We start from the raw sequence: 13907 nt of genomic DNA, 5'->3' as shown, positions 1-13907 counted from the left end.
CTGATCACACAGCCGACGGCGGCGCGACCGCCTCGTCCAGCAGGAGAACCGGGATGCCGTCGCGAACCGGGAACGAACGACCGCACGCGGTGCACGTGAGGAAGTCCGCTTCCGGATCGGTCGGCGTCCCGACCTGCAGGGGCGCGTGCTCGGGGCACGGGCAGGCGAGAATTTCCAGCAACTGCTCTTCGAGCTTGACGGCCACGGTGTTCTCTCCTCAGGCCCGCACGATCGCGAGGACCTCGTCGCTCAGCGCGGCGACGGCCTCGGGCGTGGTGGCTTCGACGTTCAGGCGCAGCAGCGGCTCGGTGTTCGAGGCCCGCAGGTTGAACCACGACCCGTCCGCCAGCTGCACGGTGAGACCGTCCAGCTCGTCGATCGTGACGCCGTCCTTGGATCCGTACGCGTCCTTGATCGCGGCGATCCGACCGGCCTGGTCGTTGACCGTCGAGTTGATCTCACCGGAGGCGGCGTAGCGGTTGTAGATCGACGTCAGCGTCGACAGTGGACCGTCCTGCTCACCGAGCGCGGCCAGCACGTGCAGTGCGGCCAGCATGCCGGTGTCGGCCTTCCAGAAGTCGCGGAAGTAGTAGTGCGCGGAGTGCTCGCCACCGAAGATGGCGCCGGTCCTGGCCATCTCCTCCTTGATGAACGAGTGGCCAACGCGCGTGCGCACGGGCTTGCCGCCGTGCTCCTGGACGATCTCCGGCACGGCGTGCGAGGTGATCAGGTTGTGGATGACCGTGCCGCCGGGGTCCTTGGCCAGCTCGCGCACGGCCACCAGCGCCGTGATCGCCGACGGGCTCACCGGGTCGCCGTTCTCGTCCACGACGAAGCAGCGGTCCGCGTCACCGTCGAACGCGACACCGGCGTCGGCGCCCTCGGCCTTGGTACGGGCCTGCAGGTCCACGATGTTCTTGGGGTCGAGCGGGTTCGCCTCGTGGTTCGGGAAGCTGCCGTCGAGCTCGAAGTACATGGGGACGACCTCGATGGGCAGGCCCTCGAAGACCTGCGGCACCGTGTAGCCGCCCATGCCGTTGCCCGCGTCCACGACGATCTTGAGGGGGCGGATGCCCTTCAGGTCGACCAGGGCGTTGAGGTACGCCGCGTAGTCGACGAGCATGTTGCGCTCCTCGAACGTGCCGGGCTCGACACCCTCGGCGTCCGGGACCTGGTTCTCGGCGTCCTGGCGGATCTGCCCGAGCCCGGTGTCCTGGCCGACCGGCGAGGCGCCCGCGCGGCACATCTTGATGCCGTTGTACTGCGCCGGGTTGTGGCTCGCGGTGAACATGGCGCCGGGCAGATCCAGCTTGCCGGACGCGAAGTAGAGCATGTCCGTGCTGGCCAGGCCGATGCTGATGACGTTCACGCCCTGCGCCTGCGCACCTTCGGCGAAGGCACGCGACAGCCCGGGCGACGAGTCGCGCATGTCGTGACCGATGACGATCGTCGGTCCACCGACCAGGCGCGCGAAGGCGGCGCCGAAGTCGCGGACCAAGCCGGCGTCCAGCTGCTCGCCGACCACCCCACGGATGTCGTACGCCTTGACGATGCCGGACAGGTCACGCACGCCGCACACTCCCGAAACTCGCTCTTGACGGCCACTGCCAGGGCAGCCTACCGGCGAGAAGATTAGTGGTGCGTGTGGTCGCTCAGTCCTCGTGCGGATCAGGCAGTACCCGCAGGTGCCCACGCCTGTGAGAGCCGGCAGGCACGTCGTTCAGCTTCGGACTCACATCAGCCCGCCCAGCCTCCCTCACCGCCTCGGCCAACGCCGTCAGGTCGTCCACAGTCGGCTCGGGCGCCGCGAACTCACCCTGGTGCCTCACGACCTCCCAACCGCGCGGCGCAGTGAGCCGCAAGGCGTGCTCCTCGCACAGGTCGTAGCTGTGCGGTTCGGAGTACGTGGCAAGCGGCCCGACGACCGCGGTGGAGTCCGCATAGGCGTAGGTGAGCGTGGCGACAGCCGGGTTAGCACACCCGGTTCGCGAGCACCGTCTCACGCTCCGCACGATCGGGGACGATAGCGCGTCCACGGGAGGCTGTGTGTGAGGCACGCTGTGTTTAGTCGTCAGGGGTAGCAACTAGGCTGCTGGGTTGTGGTGATGGCACGGGGTTCACAGCGGCAGAATTCGCCGCGCCGACGCAACCGCGATCGGCACGGCCGAGGCCTGCGCGGTCCTCTCTACCCGGCCACGCTCCCAGCGGCCCGTTCCCGGGCAGAACGCTTCGACGCGCTGGTCATAGAGGCACTGGAGCCCATCGAGGCCCGCTGGCGAACCGAACTCACCCAACTCGACGTGGCCGTGGACGACGTCCCGGACGTGCAGGTCGAGGGCGAGGACGGCGTGGTCGAGGACGGCAACGTCCCCCTGGCCCGCCTGCTGCCGCCGGGCTCGGACAACCGTGCCCGGATCGTTCTCTACCGCAGGCCTCTCGAGGCGCGGGCGAAGGACGGCGCCGACCTGTCCGACCTGGTGCACGACGTGCTGGTGGAGCAGGTGGCGAACTACCTGGGGCTGGACCCGGACGTGGTGGACGAGGGCTGAGACGCCTCTCACACGGGTTCGCCGTCAGGCTGCCTTCCGACGCGTCGGTATGGCGGTCAGCAACGTGAACAACGCGGCGGCCGCCTGCCCCAGCAACAAGAAGTCCCGCAAGGTGGAGGACATCTCCACCCGGACCTCGGCGGCAGAGGACGGCAACGGCACCCCGACCAGGTGCCCCCAGGCCCGGACGACCGGCACCTGTTGCCCGTCCACGAAGACCTGCCAGCCGGGCTCGTCCTCCGCGGCCAGCACGAGCACCCGCCCCTCCCCGCCGGGCGAGACCTTCACGGCGACCTCCGGCAACGACAGGTTCACCGGCACCACGCCAGATGCGGCCAACTCCTCAGGCGGCTCCCCGCCTGTCCGAGCCCGCCGAGCCAGATCGGGCGCCAGCAACACCCCGGTGTCGGCAGCGAACCGCAGACGCAACACCGGCCGCCCGTCAGAAGCCCCCGGCGCCACGGACACCAGTTCCCCAGCGGCAGCCCGAACCCGAGCGGACGCCTCTTCGGACGGCAGGACCACAAAGGTCACCCCGGAAGCCGCGGCCTGAGCCAGCGCGGTCTTCACCGCAGGCGCGGCGCCGTCCAGCAGGGACGAGTTCCACCGCCGCAGCCGAGCAGGCGACGACACCGTGGGCACCAGATCGTCATCCCCGAAGGCGGGCATCCGCCCGGCGACCTGACGCACCGGCGAGCCCAGGATCAGCACCGACCGCCCGGACCGCTCCAACTCGGCGGTCAAAGACGGACTCAGAGCAACACCACCGTCGGCCTTCAACGGCCCGGAACGCAGATCCAGCAACCCGGCCACTCCCAGGCTGACCAGCGTCACCACACCAACGACGTACACGGCCCGACGCACCCGAGCCTGCCCGGCGACACCAGGCGCCACCCCACGCTGACACCCGGCGAGCACCACACACACGAGTCCCCACGCCAGCAAAACCAACGGCGTCCCGGGCCAGGCCCCGACAGCGGCCACCGCCGCGAGAGCACCGATCGCCAGCACGATCACCAACAGCCCGGGCAACATCAAGGCGTTGGGCCGCAACACCGCGGCGGCGAACGCGGCCGCCACGAAGACCGAGCACACGATCAGGTTCGGTGGCGGCGACGAGAACGCGGCGCCGAGACCGTTGAGGACCATCTCCGGGTGTTGCAGCAAGACGGCGGGCCACGGCAGAAGCAGCCCCATCGGCAGAAGCACGATCATGAACAGAGCCGCGATCCGGCGTGCGCCGCCGGTGACCGCGATGAAGCCCGCCAGAGAGCCCACGATGATCACGACGTGGGTGAGCGGCGAGAAGGCGCCCAGCACCGCGACGCCGATGGCGGTGCCGGAAGCCATCGGCAGCCAGGCGTGGGTGGACGACGCGCGCAGAACCGCGTACACGCCGGCGAAGACCACGGGCGTCACAACGTGCACGACGATGACGTCCAGGCGGCCTTCGGCGACCGCGGTCGTGGCGACCGGCAGCAGGCCGTAGAAGGCGGCCACCACCGCGCGCACGGAACGTCGTACGCGCATGCCGCGTGACGCGATGTAGGCGGACAACGCGGCGAGGGGGATGTCGCCGAGCAACAGCATCGCGACGGCGAACGAAGGTCCGCCGGGGATCAGGCCCAGGACGGCCAGCGCGGCAGGGGCGGGGGCCGCGGTGCCGCCGAAGACCGGGTGCCACGACGACAGGTAGGTCGACCAGACCGAACCCGCCGAGCCGACCGGGAGCAGCCGGCCGCCCGCGAGGTTCAGGCCGAGGCGGGACCAGTTCGCGATCACGGCGACGGCCGAGAGTCCCAGCAGGAGCAGGACCGGGGGCGCGAGCAGCAGTGAACGCAGCATCCGCGACTGGTCGACCTCGACGAAGACCATGCCGGGAGCGCCGCGAGGGCCGGGCGACGGGCGGGGGCGCGGCGTCGGGCGCAGAGCGCCGGGCAAAGCGGCGTCCACGGGGACGACCACGGGTGGGCGGCGCAGGCCGGCGACGCGGGGGCGGCCTCGGGAGGCACCGGCGGGCAACGCCGACGGGCCGACCGGCCGAGAGTCCACTTCGGATGGTTCGAGCCACGTCGAACCTGCATCGGTTGCGGGCAAACGACCTAGCGCGGCGTCCGCCTCGACGCGGCGGCGGATCAGGAAGGTCGCGCCGGCGCGGATCGCGTTGCGCAGCCGGGTGAGTCTGCTGGTGAAGAGGCCGCGCACGACGGCGGAACCGCGGCGGGCGCGGCGGCCTTCGAGCAGACGACCTCTGGTCAGGAGGTAGCGGGCCGCGCCGACTTCGGCGTGTGCGTCCGCGAAACGCCGGAGGAACAGGAAGCCCAGGGCGCGCAGCAGCGACAGGAACAGCAGTCGCGGAACTCCGACGAGAAACGAGATACTTGAACAATTGACCAAAAATGTGCGCATGCCGTGCGCTCGGTCGACGCCACGAAATGATGGACCCGGCCGCGCCATGGCCGCATCCAAACGACGTGAGCCTTTAGTTGCGGCGCGTGCATGTCGCATGCGTGCGACCGGTACGCACAGGACCAAATGACCCGCGCGATTAGCGCGCCAGCCGAAGTCGAGATCGTCGCGCAGCAGTGGCATCGCTTCGTCGTAACCGCCGAGCGCGTGCCAGATCTCACGTCTGATCAACGATCCCGCGGACGAGACGGCGAGAACCTCGGTGCTCTGCTGAAACGACGCGGAATGTTCGGCCGATGACAGGCCAGTCTGTCGATGTCCTGAAGAATCCGTCGACAAACCCGCCTCGACGACCAGACGAGAATCCACCCAATCGAGGCACAGCGGACCCAGCACGGCAGCCGACGGCGACACCTCTGCCGCGGTCAGCAGCGAGGCCAGGCAGTCGGGTTCGGGCGCGCTGTCGTCGTGCAGCAACCACAGCCATTTGCCGGGGTCACCCCACCGTTCGACGGCGTGCTCGACCGCGAGCCGCACGGCGGTGCCGTAGCCCGTGCCACGCGGCGCGGTCAACACGCCGTCCAGCAGATCCCCCGCCTCCGCCAGCACCTTCGCTGTCCGGTCGGTTGATCCGGTGTCGACCGCGATCACGTGCCGAGGGCGAATTCGCTGACGCCGCAACGCGGACAGCGCCGTGCTGAGCCACTGGTCTCCGTCGTGGCAGACCAGGACGCACAGCACCGGCGCTGTCCGGAGCCTCGGCTGAGGACTTGTCACGCCCCCAAGTTAGGGCACGAAGATCACGCTTCTAGACGGCTCGCTTCTTCAGCTTGCGGCGTTCTCGTTCACTGAGACCACCCCAGATGCCGAAGCGTTCGTCGTGCTGGAGTGCGTACTCAAGGCACTCCGAACGCACCTCGCAGCCCAGGCAGATGCGCTTGGCCTCCCGAGTCGACCCTCCCTTTTCGGGGAAGAACGCCTCAGGATCGGTCTGTGCGCAGAGCGCGCGCTCCTGCCAGTCCTGCTCGTCGGCAGGGTCGAACAGGTACGACAGCTCGCCCTGCACGACCGGCTGCGTGACGTGATCTTCTTCGAGCTCTTCGAATTCCTGCATTTCGTCCGCCTCCTCGCCTTCCGCTCTCCCCGGTTGGCGGACGCCAGACGCCGTTCCCACAACGACGAATGACACCGATGTGATTACACCTGCGTCACAGCGGGCGGTCAAGCGGAGTCCACACGTCGGGGGATATTCGCGCGGATGGCCGCAAAAACCTTGACTGGCAGCACAGACAGTGATTCAGGTGTTGCAACGTGTCCCCGAACGGCCCACGACACCAGCCGACACGCCACACTGGAGGGGTGAAGCGATCAGCGGTTCGCCCCAGTCCACTGTTCCTAGGCCTGCTCGCGGCGACTGCCGCTGGAGCCGCCCTCACCCTGCTCGAGGGTGACGTCGCCATCATCTCGGGCACCATCCTCTTCGTACTCGCCGGGTGGGCGGTCACGCTGTGCCTGCACGAGTTCGGGCACGCCGCCGTCGCGTACAAGGGCGGCGATTTTTCCGTACGTGACAAGGGTTATCTGACCCTCGACATCCGCCGTTACACCGACCCCGTGCTCAGCATCGTGCTGCCGCTGGTGCTGCTGGTCATGGGCGGAATCCCTCTTCCGGGTGGTGCGGTGTGGATCAACCACCACGCGCTCCGGTCGAAGAAGATCGAGTCGTTGGTCTCACTCGCGGGTCCGATCTCGAACCTCGTGATCGGCGTTCTGCTCGCACTGGTCGTCGCGATCTTCTCGCCGCCCGCCGCGCTCACCGCCGCGATTTCGTACCTTGCTTTGTTGCAGGTGTTCGCGTTCGTGCTGAACATCCTGCCGATCCCCGGCCTGGACGGCTGGGGTGCCATCGAGCCGTTCCTGCCCTACAGCGCGCAGCAGTTCGGCGCGAAGGCCCGGCCGTGGGCGCCGCTGGTCCTGTTCGCCGTCCTGATCGGCTTCTCCGAGGTCAGCCTGCTCTTCTTCCAGGCGGCGTCCTGGGTGTTCGAGCTCATCGGCGGCGACCCGTTCGCGGCCTACACCGGATCTTCGACGTTCTCGTTCTGGCGCTCCCTGTAGGCCACTCACCGCGCTGTGGAAGCATGGGCGGGCGTGAAGGTCGTAGCACTGGTCGGCGGGGTCGGCGGCGCGAAGTTCCTGCAAGGACTCAAAGCCCTCGGGGCGGACGTCACCGCGGTGGTGAACACCGGCGATGACGTGTGGATGCACGGGCTGCGCATCACTCCTGACCTCGACACCTGCATGTACACGCTGGGCGGCGGGATCGACACCGAACGCGGCTGGGGCCGTGCGGACGAGTCCTGGACCGTCAAGGAGGAGCTCGCGGCCTACGGCGCCGAGCCGACGTGGTTCGGTCTGGGCGACCGCGACATCGCGACGCACCTCGTTCGCACCCGCATGCTCCGCGCCGGCTATCCGCTGTCGGCCGTGGCGGAGGCGCTGTGCGACCGGTGGAAGCCGGGCGTGAAGCTGCTGCCGATGTCGGACGACCGCGTGGAGACGCACGTCGTCGTGGAGCTCGACGGCGAGACGAAGGCCATCCACTTCCAGGAGTGGTGGGTCAAGCACCGGGCCGCCGTGCCCGCGAAGTCGTTCGCGTTCGTCGGTGCTGAGACCGCCACTGCCGGGCCCGGCGTGCTGGAGGCGATCGCCGAGGCCGACGCGGTGATCCTGGCCCCGTCCAACCCCGTTGTGAGCATCGGCACGATCCTCACCGTGCCCGGCGTGCGCGACGCGTTGCGCAAGACCGAGGCCGGCGTCGTGGGCCTGTCGCCGATCATCGGCGGGAAACCGTTGCGGGGCATGGCCGACGCTTGTTTGGACGCGATCGGTGTGGAGACCTCCGCCGAGGCGGTCGGGCGGCACTACGGCTCCCGCAAGTGCTCCGACGGCATTCTCGACGCGTGGCTGGTGCACACCGGCGACCGGGCCGACGTGCCCGGTGTCGCGGTGCGCGCGGTCCCGCTGCTGATGTCCGATGTGGACGCCACGGCGCAGATGGCCCGCGCCGCGCTGGACCTGGCCGGAGTCGAAGTTGACTGATCACGCCGCGGCCGCGCTGGAGCTGCTGCCGGTTCCTGGCCTGCCGGAATTTCGCCCCGGCGACGACCTGGCAGGCGCGATCGCGAAGGCCGCCCCCTGGCTGCGCGACGGCGACGTGCTGGTCGTCACGTCCAAGATCCTGTCCAAAGTAGAGGGACGACTCGTTCGGGTACCGGCCGATCCCGAGGAACGGGACCGGATCCGGCGCGAGCACGTCGACGCGGAGTCGGTGCGGGTGCTCGCCCGCAAGATGCGCACGCTGATCACCGAGAACAAGCTCGGCATCGTCCAGGCCGCGTCCGGCGTCGACGCCTCGAACGTGGCGGGCGACGAGATCGCGCTGCTCCCGGTCGACCCGGACGGCTCCGCGGCCTCGCTGCGCGGCGCTCTCAAGAACCTGCTGGGTGTCGAGGTCGCCGTGGTGATCACCGACACGATGGGCCGCGCGTGGCGGATGGGCCAGATCGACGCCGCGATCGGCGCGTCCGGCATCCGCGTGCTGCACGACTACGCGGGCGCGGTGGACGAGCACGGCAACGAGCTCGCGGTGACGATGGTCGCGATCGCCGACGAGATCGCCGCGGCCGCCGACCTGGTGAAGGGCAAGCTCGGCTCGGTGCCGGTGGCGGTGCTGCGCGGGTTCGAGGTGGTGGACGACGGTTCCACGGCCCGCGACCTGAACCGGCCGGTCGAGGAGGACCTGTTCAGCCTCGGCACGGAGGAGGCGCTGGCCCAGGGCCGCGCTCAGGCCGTGCTGATGCGCAGGTCCGTGCGGTTCTACACGGACGAGCCCGTCGATCTCACCGTGGTGCGCAGGGCAGTCGGTGCGGCACTGACGGCGCCCGCGCCGCACCACACGAAGCCGCTGCGGTTCGTGCTGGTGCGGGAGAAGCGCTTGGAGCTGCTCCAAGCGATGCGCTCGCAGTGGGAATCCGACCTGCGCGCCGACGGGTTCACTCCCGAACAGATCGCCCGCCGGGTGCGTCGTGGCGACCTGCTGGTGGAGGCGCCCGAGATCGTCGTGCCGTTCCTCGTCCGCGACGGGTCGCACGCCTATCCCGACGACCGCCGCGCCGACGCCGAGAAGACGATGTTCACGGTCGCCGGCGGCGCCGCCGTGCAGGGCCTCCTGGTGGCACTGGCCGCCGAGGGCCTCGGCTCGTGCTGGGTGTCGTCGACGATCTTCTGCGCGGACCTCGTGCGTTCGGTGCTGGGTGTTCCTGACGACTGGGAGCCGCTGGGCGCCGTCGCGATCGGGCATCCGACCGAGCCGCTGACGCCGCGCGAGCCACTGGAAGGACTGATCGAGCTGTGACGCTGCACGCCGACGCCGTCTCGACGCTGAGCCGGTTCGCGGGGCAGGACGCCCTGCGCGAGGCCTACCTGGGCTTCCTGGCGGCCCGCGAGGACGCCTGCCAGCGATCTTGCGAGCCGGGGCACATCACGGCCTCAGCGTTGGTCCTGGACGCCACCGCGGAGCACGCGTTGCTGACGCTGCACCCGCGCGTGGGCCGGTGGCTGCAGCTGGGCGGCCACTGCGAGCCCGAGGACTCGACGCTGGCCGGTGCCGCTCTGCGCGAGGCCACCGAGGAGTCCGGCATGCGCGGCCTGCGCATCGAGCCGACGCCGATCCACCTCGACGTGCACCCGATCACGTGCTCGCTCGGGTTGCCGACGCGTCACTTCGACGTCCGCTTCCTGGTCCGCGCACCTGTCGGCGCGCAGCCCGTTCGCAGCGCTGAGTCCGTCGATCTGCAGTGGTGGCCGCTGGACTCGTTGCCGGACAACGTGGACGACCTGCACCCGCTGATCGAGAGCGCTCTCGCACGCCTGCGTTAGAACCTGCGGTAGTCGCGCGGCGAGAACCTCGGTGCTCGCCGCGGCCGCCGCAGACCCGCCGCCTCCAGGTACATGACCGCGCGGTGGCGTTGCGGCTTGTAGGGCTCCAGCAGCTCCATCATGCCGTCGTCGTCGCCCGGCGTGCCGGTCAACGCCCACGTGACGTTCTTGGCGACGTGGTAGTCGCCGACGCTCACGGCGTCCGGGTCGCCCCAGGACCGTTGCGCGACCTCGGCCGACGTCCACACGCCGATGCCGGGCACCTTTTCGAGCAGCTCGCGGCTGCGCATCTCGGCGGCCTTCTCCAGCCGGTGCGCGACCTGCGCGGCGTTGATCAGCGTCCTTCTGCGGGCGCCGTCGAGACCGCACTGGTGCCACTCCCAGTCCTGCAGGCCCATCAACCGTTGCGGCGTCGGCGGCACCTTCAGCGGCTTCGGCCCGGGAGCGCTCTCGCCGAACCGCCGTCCCAGTTCACGCCACGTGCGGAAGGCCTCCACGCCGGTGACCTTCTGCTCCAGGATCGAGGCGAACAACAGGTCCCAGACCCGGTTCGTGGCCCCGAGCCGCAGCCCGGGTCGTTGCCTGCGCGACTCGGCGATGATCGGGTGGTGCGCGACGAACTCGTCCACCGTGTCCTCCGCGCCGAGCAGGGCGGGCAGCCCGTCCAGCAGCCACTGCCCGCCCTCGCCCCACGCTTCCGCCAGCACCTCGCCGCTCGTCCTCGTGACGTGCAACGTGCCGGGCCCGCACGGCGTGTTCGCCGCGAACCAGACACCGCCCTCCGCACTGAAGGACGGATCGCCTGGCCCGCGGCGCAACCTGCCGAGCACCGCTCCCAGATCGAGTGGGAACGGTGGAGTCCAGGCTCTGCTAGGCATCCGTCGAGAAGCGCACGCCGGCCTCAGGCAGAACCACACCCGGCCACACCCGCGCTCCGCCGATCAACTCACACCGCGCGCCGATCACCGCGGAGTCGCCCACAACGGCGTCACGCAGCACCGCACCGGCCTGCACGAGCGCACCGGCACCCACGATCGAACGCTCGACGATGGCGTTCTCACCGACGACGGCACCGTCGAACAAAATCGCGCCATCGAGCACGGCACCGTCCGCGACCGTGCAGTTCGCACCGACCGCGGACCCACCCTTGAGCGTCGCGCCTTCGTGCACGCTCGTGCCCTCAAGCACCAGATAGTCGCCAGGCTGTGCAACTGCCGCCGACGGCGCAACACCGCGCACGAGGTCCGCGGACCCCTGCACGAACGCCTCGGGCTTGCCGAGGTCCAGCCAGTACGTGGCGTCCACGTGCCCCTGCAACCTCCGCCCGGCCTCGAGCAGCCCGGGGAACGTCTCGCGCTCCACCGACACCGGCCGCCCGGCGGGAATCGCGTCGATCACCTCACGCCGGAACACGTAACAGCCGGCGTTGATCTGGTCCGTCGGCGGGTTCTCGGTCTTCTCCAGGAACGCCTGAACGCGCCCCTCGTCGTCCGTCGGCACACACCCGAACGCACGCGGGTCCGCCACCTTCACCAGGTGCAACGTCACATCCGCCTCGTGCTTGCGGTGCGTGTCGACGATCCCCGACAGGTCGACCCCCGACAGGATGTCGCCGTTGAAGACCATCACGTCGGGCTCACGCAGCTTGTCCGCCACGTTGCGAATCGCCCCCGCCGTGTCCAGCGGCACCTCTTCCACCACGTACTCGAGCTCCAGCCCGAGCCTCGATCCGTCCCCGAAGTACTCCTCGAACACCTCGGCCTTGTAGGAGGTCCCCAACACCACGTGCGTGATGCCGACCTCCTTGATCCGAGACAGGAGGTGTGTCAAAAATGGCACCCCTGCGGTCGGCAACATGGGCTTGGGAGCGGACAGGGTCAGCGGGCGAAGACGGGTGCCCTTGCCCCCGACCAGCACCACAGCTTCGACGCCGTGCACCTTTTTCCTCCTCCGCGTTACAGCGAGCCGTTCGACGGAATACTCTGACACGAAGCAGATCGTCATATGGGATCTGGTCCCGGCAAGGAGCTAAATCCGACATGGACCCCCGCGACCGGGCCGACGCCATGCTCGCCCGCGCCCGCGCACGTGGGCGGAACATCGTGACGCCGGACAACATGACGTCCCCGATGGACTCCTCGGACACGCAACAAATCCCTCGCTCGCTGGTCAACGCCATGGACCCGCGCCGAGACCCGGACTCGACCATGATCCTGCAGCCAGCGCAGATGGGCCAGCAACACCGCCACCAGCAGCGCCCACAACACCACGCGCCGGGCCAGCCCATGCCAACGCAACCGATGCCCGCCCAGTCGAGGCAGGGCCAGCAGAAGCAGGGCCAGCCGCTGCCGGCACCACAGGCCCCGGCAGATGACGCGGAGATCACTCAGGTCGTGCAGCCGGGCCTCATCCCGACCGTCTCGAACCACCAGCAGACCCGCAACTCACTGACCCAGCGACTGAGCGGCGACATGTGAGCACCCCCGGCGGGCACCGCCGGGCAGGCTGACGCAGGGGTCCCCTTCGGTTTCGGCTCCCCCGCGTCCCAACTTAGCGAGCAGGTCTGACAGTCCCGCGAGGCGAGAGCCAGGCGAGAGCGAGGGCGTCCGCGAACCGACGGCGAGCCGTCCGTACCGCGCGGTCACGGCAAGCCCACGCCCGCCCGCGATGCCGAAGGCGAGCTGTCTGAGCACACGCTCACGGCAAGCAGCCGCCCGCAAGCGATGCCGAAGGCGAGCCGTTCTTACCGTGCGGTCTGGGTGGGGTGGTTTCGTCACGAGTCGTGCCATAGCTCTTGCTGCAGCTAGGAAGGGATGTCAAACGGACACGCTTTTCGTCCGTTTGACATCCCTTCCTAGCTGTGGCCCGCTCTTGGTACGGCTCGTGACGAAACCACCCCACCAACGCAACCATCTACTCAACGCAACTCCGCCCAAAGCAACAGGCGTGCCATCAACCCGCGCATGGCGTAGACCCCGGTTTTTGATCAGATTGGCGGGGTCTGGGGCAGAGCCCCAGGAATCAGCCGCCACAGACGCCCGCAAGGTGACCCACCTACGGACACGAAACAGGCACCCGCCAACGCAACAGGGGGACGACCCACCCAACCCACGCGCACGCCGAAGGCGTCAGGCACCCTTCCGAGTGAGAACCCAAGCCCGCAACCCAAGCCCAGCCTTCAACAAACCCCGAAACGGCGCCCAAACCACCCCAGCATGCCGATCAGCCAGGTACCGATAAGCACTCCGATGATGCTCCCTCAACATCCGATCCGAAGACCGAGCAGTCGAGTGCCCCCCGATGTGCACAACCTCAGCCTCAGGCACGTAAACGTTGACCCACCCAGCCGCGCCAACACGTTCCCCGAGGTCAACGTCCTCGAAGTACATGAAGTACCGCTCATCGAACCCGCCGACGGAGTCAAAAGCCTCACGCCGCATCAAAAAACAGGACCCCGACAACCACCCGGCAGTCCGCTCGACGGGCGACTTCTCCTGCCGATAGGCCCGAGTCCAAGGATTCGACTTCCAGACAGCCCCAAACAAAGCATGCCCAACCCCACGCCCGAACGAGGGCAACAGCCGAGCAGACGGGTAGACCTCCCCAGAGGGTTCCCGAATCAAGGGCCCGAACATCCCACCCCGAGGCCACCGCTCACCAGCAGCGATCAACGCGTCCACACTGCCGGGCGCGAACTCGATGTCAGGGTTGGAAATCAACACCCACCCGACATCGGACCCAAGAGCGGCAACCCCGCGATTGGCCCCGCCGCCATACCCGAGGTTTCCCCCAGTGGGCAGAAAGGTCACATGATCCCGAGACGCGGCAACCTCCTCCGGCACCCCGTCGGTGGACCCGTTGTCGGCCAGGATCACCTGCACCGGCCGGGAAGTTGCCTTCGAAAGGGTGTCCACAAAGGGAGCCAGCGTCTCGCCCGGCGAGTACGTGACCGTCACGACACCAAGTCCGTCGCCGTAGTTCACGCGCGTCACCCTAGCGTCGCCCAGTCAG

The 13907-nt window shown here is 69.0% G+C and carries 14 protein-coding genes; 6 read left to right on the top strand and 8 right to left on the bottom strand.

Features of this window, described 5'->3' with window-relative positions; genetic code table 11:
• Nucleotides 1-4: 4 nt before the first annotated feature.
• From OG205_RS37570 to OG205_RS37560, 3 genes are all read right to left on the bottom strand, one after another.
• Complete coding sequence (locus tag OG205_RS37570; protein ID WP_319975175.1) at nt 5-205, bottom strand: Trm112 family protein; 201 nt, start codon at nt 203-205, stop codon at nt 5-7.
• A 12-nt stretch (nt 206-217) separates the two neighbouring features.
• On the bottom strand, nt 218-1570 hold the full coding sequence (locus tag OG205_RS37565) for a phosphomannomutase/phosphoglucomutase (RefSeq protein ID WP_330272578.1): 1353 nt from the start codon (nt 1568-1570) through the stop codon (nt 218-220).
• 82 nt (nt 1571-1652) lie between these two features.
• Nucleotides 1653-2012, bottom strand: coding sequence for a DUF3499 domain-containing protein (locus OG205_RS37560; protein WP_330272577.1), 360 nt, complete (start codon nt 2010-2012; stop codon nt 1653-1655).
• A gap of 93 nt (nt 2013-2105) precedes the next feature.
• Here OG205_RS37560 and OG205_RS37555 point away from each other — a divergent pair, with 93 nt between their 5' ends.
• Nucleotides 2106-2549 carry a metallopeptidase family protein gene (locus tag OG205_RS37555; RefSeq protein ID WP_093593602.1) on the top strand — a complete coding sequence of 148 codons (444 nt, stop codon included), beginning with the start codon at nt 2106-2108 and terminating at the stop codon, nt 2547-2549.
• A gap of 24 nt (nt 2550-2573) precedes the next feature.
• On the opposite strand, the gene OG205_RS37550 is transcribed toward OG205_RS37555, so the two are convergent.
• Nucleotides 2574-5735 (bottom strand): glycosyltransferase family 2 protein, encoded by a 3162-nt coding sequence (locus OG205_RS37550; RefSeq protein ID WP_330272576.1) that lies wholly within the window; start codon nt 5733-5735, stop codon nt 2574-2576.
• A gap of 31 nt (nt 5736-5766) precedes the next feature.
• Nucleotides 5767-6072: a WhiB family transcriptional regulator gene (locus OG205_RS37545; protein ID WP_051784712.1), complete on the bottom strand. Its 306-nt coding sequence runs from the start codon at nt 6070-6072 to the stop codon at nt 5767-5769.
• Nucleotides 6073-6317: 245 nt separating this feature from the next.
• Here OG205_RS37545 and OG205_RS37540 point away from each other — a divergent pair, with 245 nt between their 5' ends.
• From OG205_RS37540 to OG205_RS37525, 4 genes are read left to right on the top strand one after another with little or no spacing between them, the layout of a single operon-like run.
• Complete coding sequence (locus OG205_RS37540) at nt 6318-7073, top strand: site-2 protease family protein (protein WP_330272575.1); 756 nt, start codon at nt 6318-6320, stop codon at nt 7071-7073.
• 33 nt (nt 7074-7106) lie between these two features.
• Nucleotides 7107-8057, top strand: coding sequence for a 2-phospho-L-lactate transferase (gene cofD / locus OG205_RS37535; protein WP_330272574.1), 951 nt, complete (start codon nt 7107-7109; stop codon nt 8055-8057).
• Nucleotides 8050-9372 (top strand): coenzyme F420-0:L-glutamate ligase, encoded by a 1323-nt coding sequence (locus OG205_RS37530; protein ID WP_330272573.1) that lies wholly within the window; start codon nt 8050-8052, stop codon nt 9370-9372. The genes cofD and OG205_RS37530 overlap by 8 nt, the downstream gene beginning before the upstream one ends.
• Complete coding sequence (locus OG205_RS37525) at nt 9369-9896, top strand: NUDIX hydrolase (RefSeq protein WP_330272572.1); 528 nt, start codon at nt 9369-9371, stop codon at nt 9894-9896. Before OG205_RS37530 ends, OG205_RS37525 begins: the two co-directional genes overlap by 4 nt.
• Here the strand turns inward: OG205_RS37525 and OG205_RS37520 are convergent.
• Nucleotides 9893-10774: a DNA-3-methyladenine glycosylase family protein gene (locus tag OG205_RS37520; RefSeq protein ID WP_330272571.1), complete on the bottom strand. Its 882-nt coding sequence runs from the start codon at nt 10772-10774 to the stop codon at nt 9893-9895. The genes OG205_RS37525 and OG205_RS37520 overlap by 4 nt on opposite strands.
• Nucleotides 10767-11834, bottom strand: coding sequence for an NDP-sugar synthase (locus tag OG205_RS37515; protein WP_319975166.1), 1068 nt, complete (start codon nt 11832-11834; stop codon nt 10767-10769). Before OG205_RS37515 ends, OG205_RS37520 begins: the two co-directional genes overlap by 8 nt.
• 101 nt (nt 11835-11935) lie before the next feature.
• On the opposite strand from OG205_RS37515, the gene OG205_RS37510 reads away from it, so the two are divergent.
• The gene (locus OG205_RS37510) at nt 11936-12373 is read left to right on the top strand and encodes a hypothetical protein (protein WP_330272570.1); all 438 of its coding nucleotides are present in this window, start codon (nt 11936-11938) and stop codon (nt 12371-12373) included.
• A gap of 651 nt (nt 12374-13024) precedes the next feature.
• Here OG205_RS37510 and OG205_RS37505 read toward each other — a convergent pair.
• On the bottom strand, nt 13025-13903 hold the full coding sequence (locus OG205_RS37505; RefSeq protein WP_442916855.1) for a glycosyltransferase family 2 protein: 879 nt from the start codon (nt 13901-13903) through the stop codon (nt 13025-13027).
• Between the last annotated feature and the right edge of the window lie 4 nt (nt 13904-13907).

Origin of the sequence: Lentzea sp. NBC_00516 (assembly GCF_036346835.1) — a bacterium.
Lineage (GTDB): Bacteria > Actinomycetota > Actinomycetes > Mycobacteriales > Pseudonocardiaceae > Lentzea > Lentzea sokolovensis.
This window is presented reverse-complemented; position numbering and strand designations above follow the sequence as displayed.

Excerpts from the sequence above, each read along its gene's own strand:
- OG205_RS37555 (WP_093593602.1), top strand. The coding sequence starts at position 2,106 with ATGGCACGGGGTTCACAGCGGCAGAATTCGCCGCGCCGACGCAACCGC.
- OG205_RS37520 (WP_330272571.1), bottom strand. The coding sequence starts at position 10,774 with ATGCCTAGCAGAGCCTGGACTCCACCGTTCCCACTCGATCTGGGAGCG.
- OG205_RS37545 (WP_051784712.1), bottom strand. The coding sequence starts at position 6,072 with ATGCAGGAATTCGAAGAGCTCGAAGAAGATCACGTCACGCAGCCGGTC.
- OG205_RS37510 (WP_330272570.1), top strand. The coding sequence starts at position 11,936 with ATGGACCCCCGCGACCGGGCCGACGCCATGCTCGCCCGCGCCCGCGCA.